The following is an 11,647-nucleotide window of genomic DNA, read 5'->3' on the forward strand; positions in this document are numbered from 1 at the left end:
GCTGTATTCGACACCGGCTCCGCTGGTGCCGCTTCTTCCGGTTTTCGTTTAGCCGCCCCACCGAGCCCCGCCGCCGTGGTAGGGCGACGCTTCTTGGCGGGCGTTTTGGAATAGACAAGCAGACTTCCGCTGGCAATCGCCTTGGCCAGCTGCTGCTCGTAATCTGCGATGGACATCCAGTGGGAGCTGGAGCCAACGAGGCGACTCACCAATTGAGATAGGTCATATTCGCTGAGGCGAAGCCCTTTTACAAACCCTTCGGCGCTAGTTCTGCAATGCCGAAAATCTTCAAGCGTTTCCCCATCGCGGGCGGCGTTCATCGACCGGTGTTGAGTGATTCGGTATTGTTTACCAAAACCTGAGCTTACGTTTTCATCGAACATCAAGGGCTCCTTTTCCTAAACTCGGTCCTTACACAGAAACATCATCGCCATGATACCTATGGTTATCATAACGTCAAGCGCAAGAAAGAGTCTCACGCCGATATTTTTCATCGTTGGCGGCTTCAAGCCGTGCCATTTTGCTCGAAGCGGTATCGACATCGCCCTCATTGTTGGGGTCTCCATTACCGACCGACCGTGGAGCCTCCGCCGGCGATGTCCGTCACATCCCGCCGTGCGCCTAAATCAAAGGTGTCATTCTCATTGCGCCGAGCCAGTTCGCCATGCCCCGAAAGAGAATACAGTCATGGCTTCGCCAACAGATAGACATCCATAATCCAGCCGTTTTCTTCTCTGAGTTTCGCCCGGCGTGCCGTAATGTGAGAGCCCACCTCGCTTAACCATCCCTTTATTAAACACTGCTTATCCATTCCCAGGTAGGCGCCCCACCAAATGTAAATACCTTTGGGTGAGAGGGTGTCGAAGGCGCTACCGCTGTCGAGCATCACCGCCACGTTGGGGACTTCCACAGGCCAACCGCGCTCTCGCAAACGCCGCCCTGTCGTGATTAACACCGGTTCAGACAAAGCGTTGAGCGGAATGCGGTGTTCAGCCGTCAGCACTTGAATACTGGTAATACCCGGTATTACACGTACCTCCAGGGTTTTCCCCCGCTCGCTCAAACGCTCGGCAATTCGCAGGCTGCTGTCGTACAACGATGGGTCACCCCAAATCATAAGCGCGGCGCGACCGCCATCGGGGAGGTAGGTATCGGCCATCTCCCCCCATACAGTGGCAATGGCGGTATGCCATTCTTCCACCGCCATGAGGTAATCGGCGCTGTCCCGCCGGGTGGGTAGATCAAACTCTACGACTTTCGCTGAGCGGCCCGGCTCCAGCAGTCGTTCGCATAGCATGCGCCTTAGATCCACCAGATCTGCTTTAGCCTCTCCCTTGCGCGGCAGTAGAACCACATCGGCATCGTTTAGAGCGCGAATCGCGGACAGGGTGACGTGGTCCGGGTTGCCGGTGCCAATTCCGATAAAGGCCAGCTCAATCATGGCTTGTCTTTTCCTGGAATGACGAGCCCGCAAAGGCCGAGGCGGCCGACTGGGGGCGGAAACGGCGGTCGTAATCCACAGCGTATAAACAGCTGTCCTGAAAATCGTTTGCCGCCAACGCCTGGCCCACCACTATGAGTGCGGTGCGGGTAATGCTTGGGTCCACCAACTGTTCCAACGTGGCCAGGGTGCCTCGGATTACTCGCTCCTCCGGCCAGCTGGCACGCCAGACAATCGCAGCGGGGCAGTCATCGCCATAGAAGGGCATTAACTCCCTCACGACGTGGGAAAGTTTATGAATGGAAAGGTGAATCGCCAATGTCGCCCGGGTGCGGGCGAAATTCTCAAGCGTTTCGGCTTCTGGCATGGTGCTGGCCCGCCCCTGGGTGCGGGTCAGCACCACGGACTGGGCCACTCCCGGCAGGGTAAGCTCCTTGCCGAGGCTAGCAGCCGCGGCGGCAAATGCGGGCACACCGGGAGTGATTGAGTAGGGAATGTGCAGTTGCTCAAGGCGGCGAAGCTGCTCGCCCATGGCGGACCAAACCGATAAGTCGCCGGAGTGAAGACGCGCAACATCCTGACCGTTGCCGTGCGCCCGTTGAACTTCTTCAATGATCTGGTCCAAAGCCAGAGGCGCCGTATTAATAACCCGTGCATCAGCCGGACAATGGCTCAGTACCTCCTCGGGCACCAGCGAGCCGGCATAGAGACAGACCGGTGAGGCGGCGATTAAATCTCGGCCTCTCAGGGTGAGTAGATCCGGGGCGCCGGGACCGGCACCAATAAAGTGTACTGTCATAAACGTATCTGTTCCGCTATCGCGCCGGTGGCCATTCGATCGTTCGATATTTGGCGGGGCCCGAGCAGGCGTGAACCCGGCCCCGCTCCGAGCAACGCCAGGGCTTCGGCGACGCTGCCTGTGTTTTTTTCACGCTGGCTGTAGGGCGAACGGGTGAGGGTTTCGACTCCTCCGCAGTCCTTATCCTCTACAAGAACCACGGGAAGCCCCCGTTCAGCCCCCAGCAACTGGACCCACTCAGCCTTATCGGCCAGCGCGACAAGGCTTTCCACTGGACCGTAACGCTGGGTCAGAGACTCAAAAACGTCGGCAAGAGAAGATAACCCCGCTTCGCGACGGTGACCAAGACCCATGACGATCATCGTGTGACCCGCCACTGAATAATGGGGTACTGAGCTTTCCATCCGCGCCGGGGCCCGAGCGCGCCGGCCGAGGAAAAAGCCAGGCGATGGAGCTCTCCCCCTCGCGTCTGATGCCATTGCATCAACAAACTTTCCGACTCCAGCGTCACCGCATTGGCCACGATTCGAACCCCTTCGGGCAAGTATTCCCAAAGCGTTTCAAGCAGAGCCTGGGATAAGCCGCCGCCGATAAAAACGGCATCCGGCGAGGGTTGACCTGCCAGCACCTCCGGCGCCCTCCCCTCGACGATTTCGAGCCAGTCCACGCCCAGCGAGCGGGCATTTCGGGCCGCCCTACTCCCTCGTTCCGCTGATGCCTCAAAGCCAATGGCTTGATTATCCGGGTGAGCCAGCAGCCATTCGATCGAAATAGCCCCGGAGCCCGCCCCGATATCCCACAGCCGCTCTCCCGCCCCGGGGGCCAGTGCCGACAGGGTCAGGGCCCGAACGGGCTGCTTGGTCCTCTGGCCGTCGTGCTCGAAAAAGTCGTCGGGCAGGCCGGCGGTACGCGGTAAGGGTGGCCCCTCCCCGGCCACCTCGATGCCTACGGCAACGGGATGCTGAACATCCCCCGGCGGTACCTTATTCGCCTTAATGTTGCGTAGACGTTCCCCGGGACCATCCAGCGCCTCAAGGATGTGCATAATGCTGGGCCCGAAGCCCCATTGAGTCACTTGAGCACCAAGTTCGGCAACCGCGTCTCCATCGCGCAACAGAACCAGCAGGCGCTGGCCCGGCTGCAGAAAGGGCCGAATGCGGGTAAGCGGCGCGGCGTGAAGCCCCAGGCAGTAGGTCGACTCCAATCCCCAAGCCAATCGCGACGCGGCCAAGCTAAAGGTCGAGGGCCCCGGGTGTACCACCCATTCCGAAGCGGCGATATGGCGCGCGAGTACCGTCCCGGCGCCAAACCAAAACGGATCGCCCGAAACCAACACGGCCACCCGCCGACCCCGTTCAGCCAAGAGCAAGGGAATCCCCTCGGCGAAAGGAACCGGCCACTCACGAACGTCAGCCTTCAGACGAGGTAACACCTTCAAATGCCGGCGGGCGCCGAAAATAATGTCCGCTTGCTCCAGGGCATTGAGGGTTGCCGGCGTAACACCGGATATGCCACGCTCCCCCCATCCTATAATTGTCAGCCAGTGGGCATTCCCAAGGTTAACCATGATTAAAGTCCTGATCCTCGGCGGTACGACGGAAGCGGGGGAATTGGCCCAGGCCCTTGCCAAAACTGATGTGCCTGCACTGTATAGCTATGCCGGCCGCGTCAAAACACCCAAGCCCCAACCGATACCGGTCCGTACCGGTGGTTTTGGCGGGGCTGAAGGTTTGGGAGAATTTTTGAGAGCCGAAGGCTTTACGCACCTGGTGGACGCCACTCACCCTTTTGCGGAACAAATGAGCCGAAACGCCGTCTTGGCCAGCGACCAAAGCGGCGTTCCCCTGCTGGCACTCACCCGCTCGCCCTGGCAACCGGTTGAAGGCGACCGCTGGCAAGAGGTGGCCAACGTCGAGGCGGCGGTTCAGGCCTTGGCGGGCCCCCGCCAACGAGTCATGTTGGCAATCGGTCGGCAACACCTGGAGGCGTTTGCAAGCCAACCGCAACATCACTACCTGTTGCGGCTGGTGGACGAGCCTACGGGTGCCCTGCCGCTTCCGAACTGTACCGTCACCGTAGACCGGGGCCCCTTCACGACGAAAGGCGACCTGGCGCTGCTTAAGCGCCATGGGATCGAGCGGGTGGTCAGCAAAAACGCTGGCGGCGAGGGAGCGGCGGCCAAACTGCTGGCGGCTCGCGAGCTGGGGCTGCCGGTGTTGATGATCAAGCGCCCTACGCTCGCCACCCGCCCTGAAGTGCACAGCGTTGATCAGGTTTTGCGCTGGCTCGGTCATGAGGTGGCCCTGGGTGTGTAGGCTCGGGCTTGCCCGTTTTGTTCAATGACCCGGGTCAGGCTTGAGCCCACCATAACCAGGGTCCGCATATCGGCCATCTCCGGTTGACTATCGGCCAGAGTGGTAATGCGGACCTGTTCGTTGGGCGTGGAAACGGCCCGGGCAAATATGATGACCCGCTCCGGCCCGCAGCTCTCCCGCAATACCTCGAGCGCGCGGGCAAACCCTTCTGGGCGGGCTTTGGAGCGCGGGTTGTAAAGCGCCATGGCAAAATCCGCTTCGCCCGCCAGGCGAAGCCGCTTTTCAATGAGTGCCCAGGGCTTGAGATTATCTGACAGGTTGATACAACAAAAGTCATGCCCCAGCGGCGCACCCACTGAAGCGCTGGCCGCCAGCATGGCGGAGATGCCCGGTAGAACCCTTATATCCAGTGAGCGCCACTCAAGGGGTCCAAATTCCAGCGCTTCATATAGAGCCGAGGCCATGGCAAATACCCCCGCATCACCCGATGACACCAAAGCCACTTTACGACCCGCCGCCGCCAACTGTAGTGCATGCCGGGCCCGGTCGAGCTCCTGGCGATTATCCGAGGTATGGCGCACTTGGTTTGGCCGAGGCGGAACGCGTTCCACATAGGTGCCATAACCCACCACATCCGTGGCCTCTTCCAGTGCGTGACTCACCTGTGGGGTCACCAACGCTTCCGCCCCCGGACCCAGTCCGGCAATAACGAGTGAACCGCTCATGGTCGCCTCCCGTTTCCGTGGATCAGCAAAATGGAAAAGTAAGGTGCGATGTCTCCGGCCTCCCGGAAGGGGGTGACGCGCTCCTCCGCCATGGCGGCGTATTCGATTAACCAGGCTTCGTCTGTTCGGCCGGCCAGGTCCAGCGCCCGCCGGACTTTAGCCAGGTTGCGACCAATTTTCATAACCACGAGCGCGTCAGTCTCCGCCATTCGCTGAGCCAGGTCGGCTTCGGGTAAGGTTCCCATGGCGACGGTCATCACATCGTCGCCCCAGGTGATGGGCTGGCCGGTGGCGGTCCAGGCGGCGGACATACCGGTAATACCGGGGACCACCGACACCGGCACTTGGTCTTTAAGGCGCGTATAAAGGTGCATAAAAGAACCGTAGAAAAACGGGTCTCCTTCACACAAGACAACAACATCCTCGCCGGCTTGAGTCAGCTCGGTCAGGTGATCCACACAGGACTGATAAAAGTCTGACAATAACGCGTTGTAACGCGGGTCGCTGACGGGTATTTCCGTGGTCACCGGGTATTCCATAGGCAACTCTATGACCGAGTCCGCCAGCATGCCTTCCACAATACTGCGGGCGTGCCCCTTGCGCCCCTTTTTACGGAAATAGGCAATATGGCGAACCCGCCGGATTAAGTTGTTGGCGCGCACACTCATTAAATCCTGAGCGCCTGGGCCCAGGCCCACACCGTAAATTTTACCCGTCGTCATTCTGTTCGATCAGCTATCGCGTTAACGGCCGCCACGGTGACCGCGCTACCTCCCAGCCGGCCCCGCACAATACAGCAAGGCGCGGCGCCGCTGTCCCACAGTGCCTGCTTGGACTCCGCCGCACCCACAAAGCCAACCGGGCAACCAATAATCGCCGCCGGGCGTGGGCAGTCTCGGTCTTGAAGCATATTGAGTAAATGAAACAAGGCCGTGGGCGCGTTGCCAATGGCCACCACGGCGTCGGCCAACAACGGTCGCCATAACTCAAGCGCCGCCGCCGTGCGGGTGTTCCCCATTTCCTTTGCCAACCCGGGAACTCGGTCATCGTTTAAGGTGCAAACAATGGCGTTATCAGCCGGCAGGCGTGCGCGGGTGATGCCTTCGGCCACCATGCGAGTGTCACATAAGATGGGCGCTCCCTGCTCCAAGGCGGCCCGCGCTCGGGAGACCATTTGGTCCTTGAACCGAATCCAGGGAGCCAGCTCAATCATTCCCAACGCATGAATCATGCGCACCGCCACCGGTTCTTCTTCATCAAGGAATTGATTAAGCTCGGCCTCCCCCCGAATAATCGCAAAAGAGTCCCGATAAATGGCCGAGCCGTCTGTTTCATAAGTGTGAAGCATTATTCCACTCCAAAATAATGGCGTACTTGAGATTCCGTTAACCCCGTGAGGCAAGGCTCTTCATCAGCGCCTCCACGAAAAACCAGATCATAGCGACCTTCCCGGCCGACAACACAAACGTCCGCCGGCAGACGCCGTGCGCAGCCCTTGGGGCAAGCGGACACATGCAGTGAACCGGCCGTTGCCCCCGCCAGCTGCGTCGCCAGTGGCCGCGTGCTCACGGTGGCCTGCTCACACCCAGGGAGGCCGGGGCAGGCATCAACCCTTAGCTCCGGTGCTTGGTTATCGAGCAATAGGCCGTCCAAAGGGCGGGCTTTCACCCCGGTAACCAATAGCCGACGCCAAGGCGTTACTCGCACATTTTCAATACCGCCGGTGCTCATTAGCCGGCGCAGTGTTGCAGTGTCCACTTGCCCGAAGCGCAACCCGTAAACCGCGCCAAGCGGGTGGTTTCCCAGCGCCAATGGCGGGCGCGACTTCGCTGGCGATACAGAAGCCGGTGCCCAGGGTGGCAAGGGACTTTCGTGGCGCCGCATCCGCCCCACCAGGGGGCCACCGGATTCGACAAACCAGTGCGCCAACCGAACCGTGAGCGCCGCCGCGTCAGCCGCTGATTGAACGGGTGTGCCCCGTTGACGTCCATCCGCCCTAACCAGCAGTTGCCCCGAGACCGCCCGTTCGATACGAAAGTCCGCGGAGTCAGCCATCAGGACGGGGCGTTCGCCCGCATCCACGGCAAAACCCACCTTGGCAGGTAATTCCGGCAGCTCGGCCAGTTGGTTCAGTAAGGCCGTGGTGCTCTGGTGCGTGTCATCGCCCGGCAGCCAGTCCGGCGCCACCAGTAGATTGCGGCGCGCTTCGAGTGAGGGAGCCTCATCCACTAAATCCGCTTGAGCCAAAGCCTCAATGAGCGGCTGCCAAGCCACTTCACGAACGCCGCGTAGTTGGAGGTTGGCACGGTTGGTAAGGTCAATCACCCCACTCCCCCAACGCTCCGCCGCCTCGCAAAGGGCTTCCACCTGACACCGGCTGAGCTGCGCATGTCGAGGACGTACACGCACGATTAACCCATCGCCGGAAGCCATGGGCTGCCAAGCGCCGGGGCATCGCCCTTTAATGCAGACCTTATCCTCCATGGGACCCCCCGCCGGCGATGGTTCCGGCACGCTCCTGGGCTTCGTCCAATTCAAGGAGCAAGTTCTGTATTACCTCGGCGTAAGCGCCAGGTTTTTTCCAAAAGCCCCGCTGCATGGCCTCCAATAACCGCTCTGCCATATCTTCCAGAGCCGATACGTTGTACTCCCTTAAGAACTGTTGATTGACCGGGTCGGTCAGCAGCGCGTCGGTCACCTGCTCGTATTGGTAATCGGCAATCAGATCGGTTGTCGCATCGTAGCCAAACACGGCGTCCACTGTGGCCGCCATTTCAAAGCCCCCCTTGTAGCCGTGTTCACGCATGGCCGTTATCCACTTCGGGTTCAGCACCCGCGACCTGACGACCCGGTTAATTTCTTCGTTGAGCGTGCGAATGCGTGGCTGAGCGGGGTTGGCGTGGTCAGCGTGAAAGGTCGTGGGCATGGCGCCACTGAGGCTATGGGTGGCATTGGCCATACCGCCCTGAAAGGCGAAATAGGTATTGGAGTCCAGAATATCGTGTTCCCGGTTGTCCTGGTTGTGGAGGACGGAATCCAAACCGGCCAGCCGGTGTTCAAAGTCCGCCCGAGCCGAGACGCCGTATTCGCCGACCTGACCATAGGCATAGGCACCGGCTTGAATATAGGCTTCCGCCAGATCATCCCTGGACTGCCAACTACGCTTCTCCAGGGGGCGATTAAGACCGGCCCCGTAATCTCCCGGCCGGCTGCCAAATACGCGGTAGCTCGCCTGACGCTTGGCCTCGATATCGGAAAGCCCCTGTTGTTCAAGTTGTGCCTGGCGTGCCAGCACCGCATTGCGGATGGTGTTCTCCTGGCCAGGCTCTTCATACTCCACCAGGGCCTGGACGGCGGCATCAAACAAACGGATGACGTTGGGAAAGGCATCGCGGAAGAAGCCGGACACGCGCAAGGTCACATCCACCCGTGGGCGGTCAAGCAACATGGTGGGAATAACCTCCACATCCACCACCCTCTGAGAGCCCTGGGACCATACCGGCTTAACGCCCATCAATGCCAACGCCTGAGCGATATCGTCACCGCCGGTGCGCATCACCGCCGTGCCCCAAATTGATAAACCCAGGCTTTTGGGAAAGTCCCCGTTATCTTGCAAGTAGCGCTCGATAAATGCCTGGGCGGATTTCTTGCCCAGGGTCCAGGCGGCGGGCGAAGGAATGGCCCGGTTATCGACCGTGAAAAAGTTTCGCCCGGTAGGCAGCGTATCCAGGCGCCCGCGAGTGGGGGCGCCGCTCGGGCCGGGGGGAATAAAATAGCCACTCAAACCATCAAGCAGTGATTGTATTTCCATGTAGGCGCCCCGCTTTAGGGCCGCCAAAACGGTGTGGCGAGCGTAACGACATTGCTCAGCCGTAGCTGGGTAGGCAGCGGCGAGCGCCTCACTCACCTCGCTTTGTACGTCAACCTGTACCACGTGCTCCCGCACGATCTGGTGTGCCAATGTTTCCAGGCGTTCACGGGTATCAGCACCACTGCGCCAGGGCGTGTCACTGAGGCGTTGCAAGGCCTCGGGGCGAGGCCCTTCCCAAGGCTCTGCCCCGAGAGCCAATGGGTCAAAACACTTTCCGCCACCCTGTTCCACAGGGGCGAGGCGAAGGTCCGCCGCAAGGTTATGCAAAATACCGCAATAGGCCGGCTCACTACCGCGCGGCAGTCGCAACATCGCCACCAGGGTGCCGGCGAGCTTGTCTTCTTCGGGGAGCACGCCCAGCACGTGTAAGCCATGCCTGATTTGCGATTCTTTAATATCGCAAAGGTAGGCATCCAACTCGTTGAGAAGTGCCTCATCCCCCTCCTCGGCGTTGACCGGGGCGCCTTGGTTCAGTTCTTGGTCAATGCCACTCTGGCGTAGATGATCGAGGATCGACTGACGCAATAGTGCTTCGCGGCGGGGGTCCATCCCCAGCGCCTGATAGTATTCATCCGTTAGAGACTCCAGCTCCGCCATGGCGCCGTAGAGCTCGGCTCGCGCCATGGGCGGCATGAGGTGGTCGACAATGACTGCCTGGGTGCGGCGCTTTGCCTGTGCGCCTTCGCCCGGGTCATTGACAATGAACGGATAAAACAGAGGCAAGGGGCCGAGCACAATGTCTGGCCAACATTCGGCGGACAAGGCTGTACTCTTGCCCGGCAGCCATTCCAGGTTGCCGTGCTTGCCCACGTGGACCACCGCGTCCACGCGGTAGTGCTCGCGCAACCAGAGATAAAAGGCCAGGTAGCTGTGCGGCGGCGCCAGTTCCGTATCGTGATAGGTCGCTGTCGGGTTCTCGCCCAAGTCCCTGTCAGGCTGAATCCCGACAAACGTCTCACCCAGGCGAATCCCGGCAATCATCAGCCGACCGCCCCGACATTTGGGGTCTTGGCGGGGATGCCCCCAGCGCGACCACACCGTTTGCTGCAGTGCCAGTGGCAGAGTTTGAAACCAGGCGAGGTAATCGTCGAGCGCAATACTTTGGGCACAGGGGCGCTGAGCCGTGTTATTGGGGTCATTGGTGACCACTGCCTGCAAAGCCGCAATCAGTCCGCCGCCGTCCATCGGTATATCGGCCACCGGATAACCCGAGGCTTTCAAACTCTGCAGAATCTTTACGGTGGAGGCCGGCGTATCCAGTCCCACACCATTACCAATTCGTCCATCGCGGTTGGGATAGTTGGCCAGAATAAGCGCCAGGCGTTTCTTAGCATTAGGGATATGGCGAAGCACGCAAAACCGTCGAGCCAGTTCGGCCACGAAATCCGCCCGTTCCGGATTCAGCTGATGGCGGATAATCGAGAGTTGGCAAAGCTCGCTATAGTGAGCTTCCGTTTTAAAACCCACGGCACGAGTGATTACACGGCCATCCATTTCCGGCAGAACCACTTGCATCGCCACGTCCCGGCTACGCAAACCGCCGGGCTGATTCTGCCAATCCTCTTCGGTACTACTGGATAGAATCGCTTGCAGTACCACGGGGGCGCCCACAAAGGCGCTCTCGCTTTCCAGGCTCGACAAGGCGTCCACATCCCCGGGAGAACGGTTGATCGAAAACCCTGTGGTATTGACGACTAAGACCGCGCCTGTTTGCTCTATCAGTTCGTTGATGTAAGCCAGGCAGTGTTCGTCTTTAAGCGAAGCCACGGCCACCGGTAGCGGGCTGATCCCCTTACGGTTCAGAGCCAGGATCAAACCGTCGATAACCTGAGTGTTGGCCCCCTGCAAATGGCTGCGGTAGAACACCACAATACACACCGGCTGACCGGGCGACTGAGACGCTCGCCATTGTGCCAGCGTGGTCTCATGAGTACCGCTATCAACGTCGGGTCGGTAGAGCGACGCTTTGGCGATGGCCTTGGGTTCACGCCAAGCGTAATCCAGTTGCAGACATTGCTCGCCGACAAACCGCAGCAGTTGCTCCGCCCCGTCGGTGCCGCCTTCGCGCAAATAGCGCCACACCAGCCAGGCCGTCTCAAAGGGCACGGTGGAGGCTTCAAGCAGCCCGTCGTCCGGCTCATCGCAGCCGGGCACTACAATAAGTTGCCGGCCCGGGGCCGCTTCGGCCCAGGCCAATAGCCGTTCGTAACCATATTCCCAGTAGCCGGTACCGCCCAGCAAAGAAAGAATAACCAGAGATGTCTGTTCCAACACCTTGGTTTCATAGAGGTCGTAAGCCGCTGGCTTGAGAAGGTTCATCCAATTGGCCAGCCGCACTGACGGGTAGCCCTCGCCCAAGCGCTCGACGGCCTGAGCCAATGCGGACAAGCTGCTGTCGGCCGCTGAAAGAATGACGATATCGCCCGGCGTCTGTTGCAGGTCGAGGATGCCTTCCTCGTCCACGAACCCGCCGGGTTGGGCCGCAAAAAGATGCAT

The 11,647-nt window shown here is 60.1% G+C and carries 11 protein-coding genes; 1 reads left to right on the forward strand and 10 read right to left on the reverse strand.

All coding sequences use genetic code 11. The features are described from left to right. From AAE514_RS03855 to cbiE, 5 genes are all read right to left on the reverse strand, one after another. On the reverse strand, positions 1 to 383 hold a 383-nt coding region (locus AAE514_RS03855), incomplete at its 3' end, for a hypothetical protein (RefSeq protein WP_347330191.1). A gap of 302 nt (positions 384 to 685) precedes the next feature. Then, on the reverse strand, positions 686 to 1,441 hold the full coding sequence (gene cobF / locus AAE514_RS03860; RefSeq protein WP_347330192.1) for a precorrin-6A synthase (deacetylating): 756 nt from the start codon (positions 1,439 to 1,441) through the stop codon (positions 686 to 688). After that, positions 1,434 to 2,240: a precorrin-4 C(11)-methyltransferase gene (gene cobM, locus AAE514_RS03865; protein WP_347330193.1), complete on the reverse strand. Its 807-nt coding sequence runs from the start codon at positions 2,238 to 2,240 to the stop codon at positions 1,434 to 1,436. Before cobM ends, cobF begins: the two co-directional genes overlap by 8 nt. Continuing rightward, on the reverse strand, positions 2,237 to 2,593 hold the full coding sequence (locus tag AAE514_RS03870) for a cobalamin biosynthesis protein (RefSeq protein WP_347330194.1): 357 nt from the start codon (positions 2,591 to 2,593) through the stop codon (positions 2,237 to 2,239). The genes cobM and AAE514_RS03870 overlap by 4 nt, the downstream gene beginning before the upstream one ends. Positions 2,594 to 2,598: 5 nt before the next feature. Beyond that, positions 2,599 to 3,807, reverse strand: a complete 1,209-nt coding sequence (gene cbiE, locus AAE514_RS03875; RefSeq protein WP_347330195.1) for a precorrin-6y C5,15-methyltransferase (decarboxylating) subunit CbiE — start codon at positions 3,805 to 3,807, stop codon at positions 2,599 to 2,601. Between cbiE and AAE514_RS03880 the strand changes: the two genes are divergently transcribed. Further along, the gene (locus AAE514_RS03880) at positions 3,806 to 4,555 is read left to right on the forward strand and encodes a cobalt-precorrin-6A reductase (RefSeq protein ID WP_347330196.1); all 750 of its coding nucleotides are present in this window, start codon (positions 3,806 to 3,808) and stop codon (positions 4,553 to 4,555) included. The genes cbiE and AAE514_RS03880 overlap by 2 nt on opposite strands. Here AAE514_RS03880 and cobJ read toward each other — a convergent pair. Genes cobJ through cobN form a run of 5 tightly spaced genes read right to left on the reverse strand, consistent with a single transcriptional unit; the run spans position 4,531 to position 11,647 of the window. Next, positions 4,531 to 5,280 carry a precorrin-3B C(17)-methyltransferase gene (gene cobJ, locus AAE514_RS03885; RefSeq protein ID WP_347330197.1) on the reverse strand — a complete coding sequence of 250 codons (750 nt, stop codon included), beginning with the start codon at positions 5,278 to 5,280 and terminating at the stop codon, positions 4,531 to 4,533. The genes AAE514_RS03880 and cobJ overlap by 25 nt on opposite strands. Next, on the reverse strand, positions 5,277 to 6,002 hold the full coding sequence (locus AAE514_RS03890; RefSeq protein ID WP_347330198.1) for a precorrin-2 C(20)-methyltransferase: 726 nt from the start codon (positions 6,000 to 6,002) through the stop codon (positions 5,277 to 5,279). The genes cobJ and AAE514_RS03890 overlap by 4 nt, the downstream gene beginning before the upstream one ends. Then, positions 5,999 to 6,628, reverse strand: coding sequence for a precorrin-8X methylmutase (locus tag AAE514_RS03895; RefSeq protein ID WP_347330199.1), 630 nt, complete (start codon positions 6,626 to 6,628; stop codon positions 5,999 to 6,001). The genes AAE514_RS03890 and AAE514_RS03895 overlap by 4 nt, the downstream gene beginning before the upstream one ends. Beyond that, entirely contained in the window at positions 6,628 to 7,764 is a 1,137-nt protein-coding gene (locus AAE514_RS03900) for a hypothetical protein (protein WP_347330200.1), read from the reverse strand. The genes AAE514_RS03895 and AAE514_RS03900 overlap by 1 nt, the downstream gene beginning before the upstream one ends. Continuing rightward, the gene (gene cobN / locus AAE514_RS03905) at positions 7,754 to 11,647 is read right to left on the reverse strand and encodes a cobaltochelatase subunit CobN (RefSeq protein WP_347330201.1); all 3,894 of its coding nucleotides are present in this window, start codon (positions 11,645 to 11,647) and stop codon (positions 7,754 to 7,756) included. The genes AAE514_RS03900 and cobN overlap by 11 nt, the downstream gene beginning before the upstream one ends.

The organism is Marinimicrobium locisalis, from assembly GCF_039822625.1.
In the GTDB taxonomy this organism is placed as follows: Bacteria; Pseudomonadota; Gammaproteobacteria; order Pseudomonadales; family Cellvibrionaceae; genus Marinimicrobium; species Marinimicrobium locisalis.